The 14,013-nt window shown below is 48.6% G+C and carries 18 protein-coding genes and 1 tRNA gene; 18 read left to right on the forward strand and 1 reads right to left on the reverse strand.

From position 1 onward, the window contains the following. The first annotated feature begins 8 nt into the window (after positions 1 to 8). Both plsY and ATH33_RS03235 read left to right on the forward strand, forming a co-directional pair. On the forward strand, positions 9 to 617 hold the full coding sequence (gene plsY / locus ATH33_RS03230; protein WP_037995289.1) for a glycerol-3-phosphate 1-O-acyltransferase PlsY: 609 nt from the start codon (positions 9 to 11) through the stop codon (positions 615 to 617). Beyond that, positions 614 to 1,639, forward strand: coding sequence for an NAD(P)H-dependent glycerol-3-phosphate dehydrogenase (locus ATH33_RS03235; RefSeq protein WP_049719991.1), 1,026 nt, complete (start codon positions 614 to 616; stop codon positions 1,637 to 1,639). The genes plsY and ATH33_RS03235 overlap by 4 nt, the downstream gene beginning before the upstream one ends. A 163-nt stretch (positions 1,640 to 1,802) precedes the next feature. On the opposite strand, the gene ATH33_RS03240 is transcribed toward ATH33_RS03235, so the two are convergent. Further along, positions 1,803 to 2,342 (reverse strand): hypothetical protein, encoded by a 540-nt coding sequence (locus ATH33_RS03240; protein ID WP_062842974.1) that lies wholly within the window; start codon positions 2,340 to 2,342, stop codon positions 1,803 to 1,805. 77 nt (positions 2,343 to 2,419) lie between these two features. Here ATH33_RS03240 and ATH33_RS03245 point away from each other — a divergent pair, with 77 nt between their 5' ends. The 16 genes from ATH33_RS03245 to aroB all read left to right on the forward strand — a co-directional run bounded on the left by ATH33_RS03245 (position 2,420) and on the right by aroB (position 13,959). Next, positions 2,420 to 2,644, forward strand: a complete 225-nt coding sequence (locus ATH33_RS03245) for a hypothetical protein (protein ID WP_037995285.1) — start codon at positions 2,420 to 2,422, stop codon at positions 2,642 to 2,644. Positions 2,645 to 2,656: 12 nt separating this feature from the next. Further along, positions 2,657 to 3,388, forward strand: coding sequence for a hypothetical protein (locus tag ATH33_RS03250; RefSeq protein WP_037995283.1), 732 nt, complete (start codon positions 2,657 to 2,659; stop codon positions 3,386 to 3,388). Between the two features lie 69 nt (positions 3,389 to 3,457). After that, positions 3,458 to 3,601 carry a hypothetical protein gene (locus ATH33_RS13510; protein ID WP_156097728.1) on the forward strand — a complete coding sequence of 48 codons (144 nt, stop codon included), beginning with the start codon at positions 3,458 to 3,460 and terminating at the stop codon, positions 3,599 to 3,601. A 164-nt stretch (positions 3,602 to 3,765) separates the two neighbouring features. Continuing rightward, positions 3,766 to 5,244, forward strand: coding sequence for a stage IV sporulation protein A (gene spoIVA / locus ATH33_RS03255; RefSeq protein ID WP_037995281.1), 1,479 nt, complete (start codon positions 3,766 to 3,768; stop codon positions 5,242 to 5,244). A gap of 170 nt (positions 5,245 to 5,414) precedes the next feature. After that, positions 5,415 to 5,690 carry an HU family DNA-binding protein gene (locus ATH33_RS03260; RefSeq protein ID WP_037995279.1) on the forward strand — a complete coding sequence of 92 codons (276 nt, stop codon included), beginning with the start codon at positions 5,415 to 5,417 and terminating at the stop codon, positions 5,688 to 5,690. 144 nt (positions 5,691 to 5,834) lie between these two features. Then, complete coding sequence (folE, locus tag ATH33_RS03265; protein WP_037995277.1) at positions 5,835 to 6,398, forward strand: GTP cyclohydrolase I FolE; 564 nt, start codon at positions 5,835 to 5,837, stop codon at positions 6,396 to 6,398. A 78-nt stretch (positions 6,399 to 6,476) separates the two neighbouring features. After that, positions 6,477 to 6,553: transfer RNA gene (locus ATH33_RS03270), tRNA-Pro, on the forward strand. 98 nt (positions 6,554 to 6,651) lie between these two features. Further along, complete coding sequence (gene mtrB, locus ATH33_RS03275) at positions 6,652 to 6,873, forward strand: trp RNA-binding attenuation protein MtrB (protein WP_037995275.1); 222 nt, start codon at positions 6,652 to 6,654, stop codon at positions 6,871 to 6,873. Between the two features lie 77 nt (positions 6,874 to 6,950). Further along, positions 6,951 to 7,511 carry a hypothetical protein gene (locus ATH33_RS03280; RefSeq protein ID WP_037995273.1) on the forward strand — a complete coding sequence of 187 codons (561 nt, stop codon included), beginning with the start codon at positions 6,951 to 6,953 and terminating at the stop codon, positions 7,509 to 7,511. Positions 7,512 to 7,537: 26 nt separating this feature from the next. Beyond that, positions 7,538 to 8,275, forward strand: coding sequence for a heptaprenyl diphosphate synthase component 1 (locus ATH33_RS03285; RefSeq protein ID WP_049719994.1), 738 nt, complete (start codon positions 7,538 to 7,540; stop codon positions 8,273 to 8,275). Then, complete coding sequence (locus ATH33_RS03290) at positions 8,272 to 8,997, forward strand: demethylmenaquinone methyltransferase (RefSeq protein ID WP_037995270.1); 726 nt, start codon at positions 8,272 to 8,274, stop codon at positions 8,995 to 8,997. Before ATH33_RS03285 ends, ATH33_RS03290 begins: the two co-directional genes overlap by 4 nt. A 22-nt stretch (positions 8,998 to 9,019) precedes the next feature. Further along, positions 9,020 to 9,889, forward strand: coding sequence for a UbiA-like polyprenyltransferase (locus ATH33_RS03295; protein WP_037995267.1), 870 nt, complete (start codon positions 9,020 to 9,022; stop codon positions 9,887 to 9,889). Positions 9,890 to 9,985: 96 nt separating this feature from the next. After that, a complete protein-coding gene (locus tag ATH33_RS03300) occupies positions 9,986 to 10,957 on the forward strand; it encodes a polyprenyl synthetase family protein (RefSeq protein WP_037995321.1) in 972 nt (323 codons plus the stop codon). Positions 10,958 to 11,048: 91 nt separating this feature from the next. Continuing rightward, the gene (gene ndk, locus ATH33_RS03305) at positions 11,049 to 11,492 is read left to right on the forward strand and encodes a nucleoside-diphosphate kinase (protein WP_037995265.1); all 444 of its coding nucleotides are present in this window, start codon (positions 11,049 to 11,051) and stop codon (positions 11,490 to 11,492) included. Between the two features lie 197 nt (positions 11,493 to 11,689). After that, the gene (gene aroC / locus ATH33_RS03310) at positions 11,690 to 12,850 is read left to right on the forward strand and encodes a chorismate synthase (protein WP_037995263.1); all 1,161 of its coding nucleotides are present in this window, start codon (positions 11,690 to 11,692) and stop codon (positions 12,848 to 12,850) included. Further along, entirely contained in the window at positions 12,850 to 13,959 is a 1,110-nt protein-coding gene (gene aroB / locus ATH33_RS03315; protein WP_175413184.1) for a 3-dehydroquinate synthase, read from the forward strand. The genes aroC and aroB overlap by 1 nt, the downstream gene beginning before the upstream one ends. Positions 13,960 to 14,013 lie beyond the last annotated feature (54 nt).

Here is a 14,013-nt window from a genome sequence, read left to right on the forward strand (position 1 = left end):
AGGAGAATATGTTGTTCAGTTGGGGGATATCTTTATTGATCTCCTATTTACTGGGGTCGATCAGTTTCAGTTATTTGTTTACACGCTGGTTAAAAGGCGTGGATATTCGGGAATATGGAAGCGGGAATGCCGGGGCGACAAACACGTTGCGTGTTCTTGGCGCAGGACCTGCGGCGGCCGTCTTTGTCCTTGATGCCGTCAAGGGAGTGGCGGCGGTGGGACTGGGTCACTGGTTGTCTCACGGAGACCCGGTATGGATGGTTGTTTGCGGGATTGCGGCCATTGTCGGCCATAACTGGCCAGTGTTTCTTCGTTTTCGGGGAGGAAAAGGGATCGCCACCATGGTCGGGGTGACAGCCACCTGTTTTTTTGGCGCCACCCTCGTTTCCGGGATTTTGGCGATTTTGTTTATTGTTATTACCCGTTATGTTTCATTGGGGTCTCTGGTTTTGGCCCTCTTTATCCCGGTTATGATGTGGATCCTGGATTATTCCGGGGGCTTGATCGGGCTGATGCTCATTATCACGGTGATGTCCGTTTGGCGCCACCGGGAGAACATTCGTAATTTGATTCGCGGAAAAGAACGGAAGATCTCATTCAGAGGAGAGAAGGCATGAAACAACGAATAGCAGTGCTGGGTGCAGGGAGTTGGGGAAGCGCTCTGGCATCGGTTCTTGTGGAAAATGGCCATGATGTGAAGATATGGGCCCGCAGGGATGAGCAGGCAAATGAAATCAACCAATCTCACACCAATGAGAAATATTTGCCGGGGGTGAAACTTCCGGAATCGCTTTTTGCCTCCCCTTCGCTGGCTGAGTGCCTGAAGGGGCGGGACATCGTCGTTTTTGTGGTGCCTTCGCACACGATGAGGGAAGTGGCCGGAAAAGTGAAGCCGTATCTGCCTCCGGATGCACTCGTTGTGCATGCGACAAAAGGTTTCGAATTGGATTCGTGGAAGCGAATGTCGGAGGTTTTGCTGGAAGAACTGGGCGAGTCGTTCCGGGATCGGCTGGTCGTATTATCCGGTCCCAGCCATGCGGAAGAAGTGATTCGAAAGTGTCCGACGACCGTTGTTGTTGCATCCTCCGGATTACCGGCTGCGGAAAAGGTCCAAACCTTGTTTATGAACCATTATTTTCGTGTCTACACCAATCCGGACGTGGTGGGTGTCGAAGTGGGCGGGGCGCTGAAAAACGTGATCGCTCTCGCTTCCGGCTTGGCTGATGGGCTTCAATTCGGGGATAATGCCAAAGCCGCACTGATGACCCGCGGATTGGCCGAAATTGCCCGCCTAGGTTCCGCGATGGGAGCCGAGCCCATTACCTTTGCCGGCCTCGCCGGAGTCGGGGACTTGTTTGTGACTTGCACCAGCAAGCACAGCCGGAATTTCCGGGCAGGCAATATGCTGAGCCAAGGCAAAAAGTTGGATGAGGTTCTTAAGGAGATGGGAATGGTTGTCGAAGGGGTGAAAACCACCCGTGCCGCCCATGCTTTAAAGAAGCGATACAATGTGGAAATGCCCATCAATGAACAACTGTATTTGGTGCTTTTTGAGAACAAAGAACCTAGACAAGCCGTAAAAGAATTGATGGAGCGTGGACGGACAAAAGAACTGGAAGAAATCGTCCAAGGTTGGTAAAATGATATTTGGGCTTTTTCCCTGTTGCAAGCTTTTCGGTGATTTCATACTCTGTAATAGCTTCAACCAATATCCACAAAACTTGAGCACTGATACAAGGACAGGGAATCAGATTGGTCAGGAGAAGCAGGGTACAAGAAACAGGGGTAATGCCTGATAAGCATTACCCCTGTTTTCGTTTGATTTGGGAATAAGAAGAAGTGGAAGCTGTTTTGGGACGGAACAGTTGTGCAATCATTCTTTGAATCCACGGAGATTGTAACAGTTCAAGAATTTGGCCGATGCTGATGGATGAAAAGAGGGATGGGGGATCCGCTTTTTTTTCGTCCGGCCAATCAATGACCGGGATGTCTTCTTCCCTTGGCAAAGAAGGGGTGTGTTCCCGATCCGGCGGGGGAAGCATGGGAAAAGCGCGTTGTGACGGAAACGCTTGCTGGGCGGATTTCATCTGATTGGACAATTCGAAAATTTTGTATGCCGAATCCATGATGTTTTCAAGCTTTTGGATGGACTTGCTCAAGTCTTGGATGGTTGAACGCAAGGTCATAAATCCGCTCAGAACTTTTGCGATATGTTCGGATGTCATGGGGGGCAGCGGTTCCGGCTTCGCTTTGCCGGGCGGCTGAACCGGTTTTGCCGGGGAAGTCACTTTTTTTCTTCTCTTTTTGCGAGAAGCATTTGGTCGATTTCGTTGGTTACTCATGTTGGCTTCCTCCATTTCAGGCTAATGTCCATTTATCTTATGCACAGGGCAGGCGAATGTATTGAGGCAGATGTCCTGTGATCCCCTGGGCCGGTGCGGATTTCACCCATCCCGGTGAAAACGAAAAAGGAAGTGTGGAAAGATTGGACTTAATGATTGTCTTGTTTTTATTGGTGCTGATCAATATCTTGGTGGCCATCGGACGGCAACAAAAAAGGGCCTGGGTGAGTATGATTTTTTCAACCGTTTCCTTCTTGCTCCTGTTGGTGGTTGTGCTCTTTGTGATTCGAATGTTTACGTGAGGAGGGATGGTTTTGCGGTTCAAAAAGTGGTTACCCGGGATGTTCAGCCTTGTTCTGCTTCTTGCGGCCGGTTGTATGTATCCGGAGGAGGAACGGATGCAGCTCGACCGGCTTCCGGAACAAGTGGCGCAAGTGCAGGGGGCGGTCGATGCCTATTACCGGGAAAACCGGGTTTTGCCATTTAAGTATACAGAAGAGGACGAAAAATTAACGACCAAGTACAAGGTGAACTTTGAAGAGCTGAAAGGGATTTTGGGGAATATCCCGCCATCGGCATTTGAAAAGGGCGGATATTTTTTGTTTGTTCTGGTCGATGTGGAAAAGGATCCCAAAGTCCGCTTATTTGACCTTCGCGTCAATGATGCGGTCATGAAAGTCCAAGCTGAAGTGAACAGCTATGTGAAACAACATCATTCTTTACCGGTCAAAGAGAAAATCAACGGGCCATTTTACACCGTCGATTTCCAAAAACTGCGTATGGACCCCGTGGAGGTGCCCAGCCCTTATTCCGGGGAAAACCTGCCTTTGGTGGTCAACGGGCAAGGAAAAGTTTATCTCGATTACCGGACAGAAGTGATGAAAAAATGGCAAAATGCGAAAGAGAAACCGGATGAAGAGACGGATTTGCGCCTGTGGTTATCCGAAGATGCACTTTTTGTCCCCGCATTTTCCCCGAAGATCCAAATGAAGGGGAACGAACCTTGGTTGTTGCCGGTGGATGAGGAAAGCCACAGCAAAAAATGAATAACTGTTTTTTCTTTGAATAAGGATGAAAACAAGCGGAAGAACTTTGGGCCCGAGGAGTGAAGTCCCATGGAACTGCTTTTGCTTCACCTTTTGGCGATCCCGTCGGTTTTCTTGTTGGGAAGGTTGTCGGGGTCTGTGAAAATATCCGCATTCCGGACGAAAGTAACCTCTTCCCGTCACAAAGACCGCTTGTCATCCCGTTCATCTTAGAGCTTCTTGCAAAAAGAGAGCTCTATTTTTTTACCCAAAGAATCATATTGGAGCGAAGCATTCATATATTAGTAGTGTCCAAGGAAGGTTCCGGAGGGAGGGGTTGCCTTCGCACCGGCGACAAGACCAGCATGTGATGTTTAAGTTCTGGAGGAGGGAATTTCGTGGAAAAAGTAGATATCCTGAAAGATATTGCAGAGAGAACAGGAGGAGATATTTACCTGGGTGTGGTCGGTGCGGTGCGCACCGGTAAATCAACATTTATCAAGCGGTTCATGGAACAGGTTGTCATCCCAAACATTGAAGATGAAGCTGAAAGAGTGAGAGCGACGGATGAGTTGCCGCACAGCGGTGCAGGACGTACCATCACAACCATCGAGCCGAAATTTGTGCCCAATCAGGCGATTCAGATCCATGTGGACGAAGGATTGGATGTCAATATTCGTTTGGTGGATTGTGTGGGCTATGCCATAGAGGGCGCCAAAGGTTATGAGGATGAAAACGGGCCGAGGATGATCAGCACCCCGTGGTTTGAAGAGCCGATTCCGTTTCAGGAAGCGGCGGAAGTGGGCACCCGGAAAGTGATTCAGGAGCATTCAACGGTTGGCATTGTAATCACCAGTGATGGCAGTATCACCGATTTGGCCCGGGAGTCTTATGAAGAAGTGGAAGAGCGTGTCATCGAAGAACTGAAGGAAGTGGGGAAACCGTTTATCCTGATCTTGAATTCAACCCAGCCGTACAGTGAACAAACCCAGGCTTTAAGGGGCGAACTTGCAGAAAAATATGACATCCCCGTTCTGGCTGTCAGTGTGGCCACGATGAGTGAAGAAGATATTTTGGGCATTATGAAGGAAGTGCTTTATGAATTCCCGGTGCATGAAGTCAATGTCAATCTCCCGAGCTGGGTCATGGTTCTTGAAGAAGATCATTGGTTGCGGCAAAGTTTTGAAGAGTCCGTGCGCGAAACGGTCAAAGACATTAAAAGGCTCCGGGATGTGGACCGGGTGGTGGGACAGTTTTATCAATATGATTTCATTGACAAAGCATCTCTGTCCGGAATGGATATGGGGCAAGGCGTTGCCGAAATTGATCTGTATGCCCCGGATGATCTGTATGACCAGGTGTTGCAGGAAGTGGTCGGCGTTGAAATTCGCGGTCGGGATCACCTGTTGGAATTGATGCAGGAGTTCAGCATTGCCAAGCGGGAATATGACAAAGTGGCAGATGCATTAAAAATGGTGCGTACGACCGGCTATGGCGTGGCAGCCCCTGCAATCGAGGAAATGACATTGGATGAACCCGAATTGATCAAACAGGGAAGCCGCTTTGGAGTCCGTTTGAAAGCAACCGCACCTTCGATCCATATGATCCGGGTGAACGTGACTTCCGAATTTGCGCCCATCATCGGTTCGGAAAAACAGAGTGAAGAGCTGGTCAATTACCTGATGCGCGATTTTGAGAAAGACCCGTTGCAAATCTGGAATTCCGACATCTTTGGCCGTTCCCTGAATTCTATCGTCCGGGAAGGCATTCAGGCCAAACTGTCCATGATGCCGGAAAATGCCCGCTATAAATTGCAGGAGACACTCGAGCGGATCATTAATGAGGGTTCCGGGGGATTAATTGCCATTATATTATAAATCATATGAAAAGCGCGTTTTCAGCGCTTTTTTTATTGTTATCCGGGAAAATCGCAAAGATTCTCTTGAACTTACGATTTGTCTATATTAGTATAGGATTGTCCCACGCAAATCCACTCATTTGCCGGTTGTATGGCAAGAGTGTTGGATTCGTAAACGGAGGTGCGAATATGAACAAAACCGATCTGATCAATAAAGTAGCAGAGGCTACTGAAATGACGAAAAAAGATGCTTCGAAATCGGTTGAAGCTGTATTGGAAGCCATTGCCGGAGCATTGCGTGAAGGAGAAAAAGTGCAACTGATTGGATTCGGAAACTTTGAAGTGAAAGATAAGCCTGAGCGCAAAGGGCGTAATCCGCGCACCGGTGAAGAAATGATCATTCCGGCTCGCAAAAGTGTTTCTTTCAAAGCAGGTAAACAATTGCGCGAAGAAGTCAATAAGTAATGATTGCTGGGACTACATAACCTGCCAAAAAGACCTCGTTTCTTCGAGGTCTTTTTGTTTTTTTATAATATGATATAATGTTCCTTGTTTCTATTGGTATAATACTTATTGTACAGGAATTTGTTTTTGGATGGAGGAACATAAATGGTAGACCATCGCAAGATTGAAGAAGCGGTACGCATGATTTTAGAAGCTGTCGGCGAAGATCCAAACCGTGAAGGTTTATTAGATACCCCAAAACGTGTGGCACGGATGTATGAAGAGATTTTTTCGGGATTAAACAAAGATCCGAAGGATCAATTTTCCGTGGTTTTTAGTGAAGATCACGAGGAACTCGTCTTGGTGAAAGACATTCCTTTTTTCTCCACTTGTGAGCATCATTTGGTTCCGTTTTTCGGGAAAGCCCATATTGGTTATATCCCGCGCGGAGGAAGAGTGACCGGGCTCAGCAAGTTGGCCCGCGCAGTTGAAACGGTAGCCAGAAGACCCCAATTGCAAGAACGGATTACTTCGACGGTGGCCGATTCCATTGTGGAGTCGTTGGATCCGTATGGTGTGATTGTCGTCATCGAAGCAGAACATATGTGCATGACCATGCGGGGGGTTAAAAAACCGGGTTCCAAAACCGTCACCTCGGCCGTCAGGGGAGTGTTTGCAGAAGATTCGGCTGCCCGTGCCGAAGCCATGAGTTTGATTGGTTTAAAATAATGAAAAAAACCTCTTGACACTGTATAAAACCCGTTATATAATCTTAGTTGTCACTGAGAGACAATATGAATTATATGACGGGCTATGGCGCAGTTTGGTAGCGCGCTTGCATGGGGCGCAAGAGGTCGTCAGTTCAAATCTGGCTAGCCCGACCAACAACGAGACTCTTCCTCATGGGAGAGTCTCTTTTATTGTCATGGCAAGGATGAAACCGTGGTAAAATAAAGTTGATTTTCTCAAGGAGGGATTTGCATTGAAGGAAACTTCAGGTGATTATGTGATTATCAAAGCCAAAGAGAACGGGGTGAATGTAATCGGATTGACCCGGGGAAGAGACACCCGTTTTCATCATTCAGAAAAGTTGGACCGGGGCGAAGTGATGATTGCACAATTCACGGAGAACACCTCCGCCATTAAAGTTCGCGGAAAGGCAACGGTCATGACCAGTTTCGGAACAATCGAGACGGATGAGTAGAGGTCTTGTTGCCCAAGGCATGTTTCCCCCTTGTTGTTTATAAAATAAAATCAGGGAGATCAAAGGGGGAAACAAGGGTGAGAAGTTTTCTGGTCCGATGGTTTGCTGCGGTTTTGTTGTCCACGGTTTTAGCGCTGATGATTTCCTGGATGTGCAGCCGGACGTTGTTTCCCGACAACCCGCCGACAAAACCGGTTTTTAAAGAGGAAAAAGTTCATCGGTTGACCAACGAAAATTTAGTGGACTATTTGGTGAGCCGGCAGATCAAGTTGACGATTCAACGGGCCGACCTTCGTCAGCAAAACGTTTATTTGGAGCTCACTGCTTTCAGACAGACCAAACCGGAAATGGAGCATGAGATGGTGCGGTTGATTTGTCCGATGCTGGAGCAAGTCGAAAATATCAACCGGGTGGAAGTTCTTGTGCATTTCAGACCCGGTGAAAGTTACTTTGTGGAAGCCGGAAAAGAAGATTTGCCGGCGTTGCAGAAAGCACCGATGAAAGCGTTGTCGGATCAGGAGATTTTGGAGGGTGTGTTTGAAATGACCCGGTTTTCTTCCCGTTCCCGTGATGAGGGGAAAACCTTGGAAGAATGCCTATCCACCAAAAAAGTATGGTATACTATTCGCAGTGTTTGAACTACCTCAATGGGGGAACTTTGTTTATGGCATTCATACATAATGAATCATTAAATCAGTTGATTACACAAATTCAAAATGATGCAAATCACAAATATGTACGCAAAATAATCGGGGAAGCGGAAGTCCCAGTTTTTTTTGTCCAAGTTTTACAGTGGTTGCTCGGCGATCTGGCTGTGGACAAAAAAAGGGCGGACTTGTACATTCTGGCAACCACATTGGTGAAAATGGGAACGGATATGCATGAACGCGTGGCGGTCGCTTCCCCGGATTCCGAAAACGAGCAAAAACAGCAGCTGACGGTTTTAGCCGGGGATCATTACAGCAGCTTGTTTTATTGGCATCTGGCCGGCTGGCATGAAACCGAAGGGATCCGTTGTCTGGCCGGTGTGACTTGCCGGGTGAATGAATGGAAAATGTCTTTGCATTCTCTGCTTCATGACAAAAAGGATCCGGACGTGGAAAAAGTCTGGTTTTACTTTGAAAAAATTGCAACAGCATGGGTTACGGCGCTCGCCGACTTTTTTCATGTTGAAGAAAACTTGAAGGTTCAGATTGCAAAAGCGTTGGTCGTTCTTTATGAAACGACGCAAACCGCTGATTCCCGGCTGCATCAACATGAGGTGTGGACGAATGAACTGCGGCAAAGAGTGGAGTTTCTTCAGGAGGCAGGCCGCCAAGCCGGGGATCCTTTCTTGACATTCTTAATCCATCAACTGCCGGAGACAGATACGGCTGTATCGAAAGCGAGTGATGAATCTTGACACGGGAAGGCGAAGCGAAATCCCGGTTTGTCCATCAGGTGTTTGAAAATATCGCCAAAGATTATGACCGGATGAATACGTTGCTGAGTTTTCGCATGCATAAAGTCTGGCGCAAGTTTGCCATGAAAAAAATGAAAGTGAAACCGGGCGAAACAGCCATTGACGTCTGTTGCGGGACATGTGACTGGACAATTTCCCTGGCCCGCGCATCCGGGACCGGGGAAATTGTCGGACTGGATTTCAGTGAAAAAATGTTGGATGTCGGCAAAAAGAAAGTGGAAAAGGAAGCTTTGTCCGGCCAAATCCGGCTGGTGCACGGGGATGCGATGAATCTGCCTTTTCCGGACAATACGTTTGATCATGCCACCATCGGTTTTGCACTGAGGAATGTTCCGGATCTTGTCCAAGTGTTAAAAGAGATGAAACGGGTTGTCAAGCCGGGAGGACAAGTTGTTTCCCTGGAACTGTCCAAGCCGACGTGGCCTCCATTCCGGGCGGTTTATTATTTTTATTTTCAACGGATTTTGCCGCTGTTGGGAAAATGGTTTGCCGGCCGTTATGAGCAATACCGCTGGCTGCCGGAATCACTCGTTCCTTTTCCCGATTACAAAGAGTTGGCGAAGTTGATGAAAGAAGAGGCGGGGCTTGAAGAGATCCGGGTTTACCCGCTGACCGGCGGCATTACCGCTCTTCATATCGGAAAAAAACCAATCAATGGATAAGAAACAGAAGGAAGATGGTTGGATGAATGCATGGAACAAATTAAAAATCGTGTTGGAAATGATCAAGTTTGAACACAGCATATTTGCGTTGCCTTTTGCCTATCTCGGGGCAATCTTGGGAAGTTTGGAAGTAAGAGGGGAGTTTCCTTCTTGGGCCGAAATGGGATGGGTGACGTTGGCGATGGTCGGTGCGCGGAGTGCGGCGATGTCCCTGAACCGATTGATCGACCGGCATATCGATGCCAAAAATCCCCGCACGAAAAACCGGGCAATTCCGGCCGGTTTGGTTTCAACCACCTTTGTATGGGGATTTGTCATTGTTTCGTTTGCGCTGCTCTTTCTCTCGGCTTATCAGTTGAATATGCTGGCCGTGTATTTATTGCCGGTGGCCGTGTTTTTTCTGTGGTTTTATTCGTATACCAAACGTTTCACATGGACATGCCATTTCTTTTTGGGAATCGCCACCGCCTTGGGCCCGTTGGGGGGATGGGTGGCCACCACCGCTCAAATCGATTGGGTCTCCCTGATTTTGTTTGCGACAGTGGCGCTGTGGATTGGCGGATTTGATGTGATTTACGCCTGCCAGGATGTCGAGTTTGACCGGAAAGAAAAAATTCACTCCATCCCGGCGCGCTTTGGAGTCAGAAAAGCATTGGTGATCTCTTCACTGATGCACGTTGGGACGGCAGTCGGATTGATTGCGCTGTTGCTGCTGACCAACCTGGGCATCTGGTTCGGGATCGGAACAGCCATTGCATTGGGGGTTCTGATTTACGAACACGCCATTGTTTCTGCAGACGATTTATCCCGTTTAAACACTGCGTTTTTTACCATGAACGGGGTTCTGAGTGTGGTTGTGTTCGCCTTTATGCTTCTGGATGTATGGCTGTAAAGGCGAATGGCCGGTTCGTTAAGGAAAGCCGGATTGAGGATTTTGAAATTGGCATGCCAACCGGTTGCCGGGGTGGCATGTGTTAGGGTGAAGATGATGAATTTGCAAGAAATTTACCATGTGATCAAAAAGGATCTGGATTGGATTGAAGAAGAATTACAAAACGCTATCAAGACCGGACAGCCGGTGCTCAATGAATCATCCGCACATTTGCTCAAAGCCGGCGGCAAGCGGATGCGCCCTGTGTTTGTGCTGTTGTCCGGTCGGTTTGGTCATTATGAGCGTGAAGAATTAAAAAGGGTAGCCGTGGCGCTGGAGTTGATACACATGGCTACCCTGGTTCATGATGATGTGATTGACGATGCGGATACACGACGGGGGCAAGCGACCATCAAAAAGGAATGGGACAATAAAGTGGCCATGTATACCGGGGACTTTATTTTGGCCCGGGCCTTGATGGAGTTGTCCGGTTTGAAGGACAAGACGGTTCATCCCATTCTGGCCAAAGCGATGACCTTGGTTTGCTTGGGGGAAATGGACCAGATCGAGGATCTGTATTCGGAAAGATTGTCGTTGCGCCGTTATTTACGCCGGATTAAACGGAAAACTGCTTTGCTCATGTCGGTCAGTTGTCAATTGGGGGCACTCGTGAGCCAGGCTTCCCCCCGCTATGTTCAGTGGTTGAAAGCATACGGGTATTACGTGGGAATGGCTTTTCAGCTGAAGGATGATGTATTGGATTTCATCGGGGATGAAAAGACATTGGGCAAACCGGCGGGTAATGATTTGCGGCAGGGGAACGTGACCTTGCCGGTGATTTATGCGTTATGCCAAGGCGATGAAGATGCGCGCAACTCTATTCGTTCTTATTTGCGCACGCAAGGGGAAACGGTCGCCCTCTCACAGGTGTTGGATCAGGTCAGAGAAAGCGGGGGAATCGAATATACCTTGGATTTGTCCAAGCGCTATATGAATAAAGCGATGCACTGTTTAAAGCAATTACCGGCCTCCACGGAACGGGAATCCCTCCGGCTGATTGCAGAATTCATTGTTGAACGTTCTTATTGACGGGATGGTTGCGTTTACAATTTAAACTTGTTAAAATTTTTCATGACGCTTTTTTCTTTTTGTTCATACATAAAGGTGGAGGATGAACCAAATGGAAAAAACATTTATCATGGTAAAGCCGGATGGTGTGCAACGCGGATTGATCGGAGAAATCGTATCCCGTTTTGAGAGGAAAGGTTACCAACTGGTGGGTGCCAAGTTGATGACCGTATCCCGCGAGCTTGCGGAGCAACATTACATCGAGCATAAAGAGAAGCCCTTCTTTGGCGAGTTGGTGGACTTCATTACTTCCGGACCGGTCTTTGCGATGGTTTGGCAAGGAAACGGCATTATTGCGGCAGCCCGCCAAATGATGGGGAAAACCAATCCTTCCGAAGCGTTGCCGGGAACGATCCGGGGCGATTACGGCGTCAATGTGGCGATGAATATCGTTCACGGTTCCGATTCGCCGGAAAGCGCCGAGCGTGAAATTGCATTGTGGTTTGATGAGGAAGATTTCAATCATTATGAGAAAACCATCAATCGTTGGATCTGAAAGCCGGTTTGAAAAGGCATAGCGAAAAAGCTATGCCTTGATTTTTTTTACTGGAGCCGGTGGATTGGAAAATGCCGGGACCATATTTCAAACCGGGTTTGAAAAAGGGTTTCATTTGGAATTGGCTCTCCCCAGTTCGGTCGATCTGTGTTATGATTACTATCAAATTTTTTCATTGAGATGAGAGGGAGATGAGCATGAGGTATCTGACAGCAGGAGAGTCACACGGTCCACAATTAACAGTGATCATTGAAGGATTGCCCAGCCAACTTTCCTTGGATAAAGAGAAAATCGACCGCGAATTGGCCCGTCGTCAAAAGGGATATGGTCGCGGTCGTCGCATGCAGATTGAAAAGGATCAGGTGAAAATTTTGTCCGGTGTCCGGTTCGGGAAGACAACGGGAGCTCCTGTCACCCTTGTGATTGAAAACCGGGATTTTACCCATTGGAAAAAAGTGATGAGTGTGGATCCGATTCCGGAAGAAGCGGAGAAACGGAAAATTTCCCGACCGCGACCGGGTCATGCCGATTTAAATGGAGCCATCAAGTATCAACACCGGGATATGCGTGATGTTCTGGAACGTTCCAGCGCCAGGGAAACCGCAGCCCGTGTCGCTGCAGGAGCGGTGGCCCGTTTGATTCTCGAAGAATGCGGAATCCGCATTGCCGGTCATGTGATTCGCATTGGCGATGTCGTTGCGGAACCGGTGGATTTGTCCTTTGAGGAGATGGTGGAGCGTGCCGAATTGTCGCCGGTGCGTTGTCTGGATCAAAACGCTGAAGAAAAAATGATGGCCCTTATCGATCAAGCGAAAAAAGAGGGAGATTCCCTGGGAGGCGTCGTGGAGACCATTGTGCAGGGGGTTCCGGTCGGACTGGGAAGCCATGTTCATTGGGACCGCAAACTGGATGCCAAGATTGCGCGTGCTGTGGTCAGCATCAATGCCTTTAAAGGAGTCGAGTTTGGAATCGGTTTTGAGGCCGCCAAGCGGAAGGGATCCGAAGTTCATGACGAAATCTTGTGGTCAAAGGAACGCGGCTTTTACCGCCGGACCAACCGGCTGGGAGGATTGGAAGGTGGAATGACCACTGGCGAGCCCATCATTGTAAGAGGCGTCATGAAGCCCATTCCCACCTTGTATAAACCGCTTCAAAGTGTCGATATTGAGACAAAAGAACCATTTCAGGCAAGTATCGAACGTTCTGACAGCTGTGCGGTTCCGGCGGCCAGCGTGGTGATGGAAAATGTGGTGGCATGGGAAGTGGCGCAAGCACTCATGGACAAATTTTCAGGAGACACCATGGATGAGGTGAAACAGCAACTGAAGCAGTATCGGGAAAGAGTGTTGAGTTTCTGATGAAAACATTAACGGTACATGGGAAGGAACGGTCTTACCCGATTTATATCGGAAACGGTTTGTTGGAAAAAGTGCCTTCGTTCTTAAAGCAACATCACATTGAAACAGATTGCAAGCTGATGATTGTCACGGACACCCATGTGGCTCCGCTTTATGCCGGCAAATTGCGCGAAGCGTTGGAGCAAGCCGGATTTCAGGCGGGGATATCTGTCGTCGAAGCAGGGGAGAAAAGCAAGAGCTTGCAAATGCTGGAACATTTGACGGGGGAATGTTTGAAGTTTGGTCTAAATCGCCGCAGTGTGATTCTGGCCTTGGGAGGAGGTGTGGTAGGCGATCTGGCCGGTTTTTTGGCGGCCAGTTACATGCGGGGGATTCCGTTCATTCAAATTCCCACCACTTTATTGGCCCATGACAGCAGTGTCGGCGGCAAAGTGGCCGTGAACCATCCCATGGGAAAAAATTATATCGGCGCCTTTCATCAGCCGTTGATGGTTGTCTTTGATGTGGCCTGTTTAAAGACACTGCCGGTGAGAGAATGGCGCTCCGGGATGGCAGAAGTGATCAAACACGGGCTGATCCGGGATGCTTCCTTCGTCGAATGGTTGGATGAACATCGCAAGTCGCTTGATGCACGGGACCATGATGCCATGATGGAATCCGTTTACCGGGGTTGTCAGGTCAAGGTGGATGTGGTGTCACAAGATGAGAGGGAAACCGGACTTCGCGCCATTTTGAATTATGGCCACACCATTGGCCATGCCTTGGAGGCGGTGTCCGAATATCAGGTTTACACCCATGGAGAGGCGATTTCCATTGGAATGAACGGTGCCGCACAGTTAAGTGAACGGTTGTTGGGGACGGGCCGGGAGGTGGTCCGGGAAACCGGACGGATTCTGAAATCATTCGGACTGCCCGTTGTTTGTACCGACTCATGGCCGGTTGAGTCCCTGATCGGGATCATGAAGCGGGACAAAAAAGCTCAACAAGGACAATATGTGTTTGTACTGGCCCGGGATATCGGCAAAGTGGAGATTGTACGGGATGTGCCGGAGGAAGAGATCAAACGGGTCTTGCATCAATTGTTGCCGGACCGGGAAATGAAATCCTGATTTCGGGTTGACAATTTTTTGCCTCTTCGATAAAGTAATAATCATAGAATGAGT

Origin of the sequence: Thermoactinomyces vulgaris, assembly GCF_003688725.1 — a bacterium.
In the GTDB taxonomy this organism is placed as follows: Bacteria; Bacillota; Bacilli; order Thermoactinomycetales; family Thermoactinomycetaceae; genus Thermoactinomyces; species Thermoactinomyces vulgaris.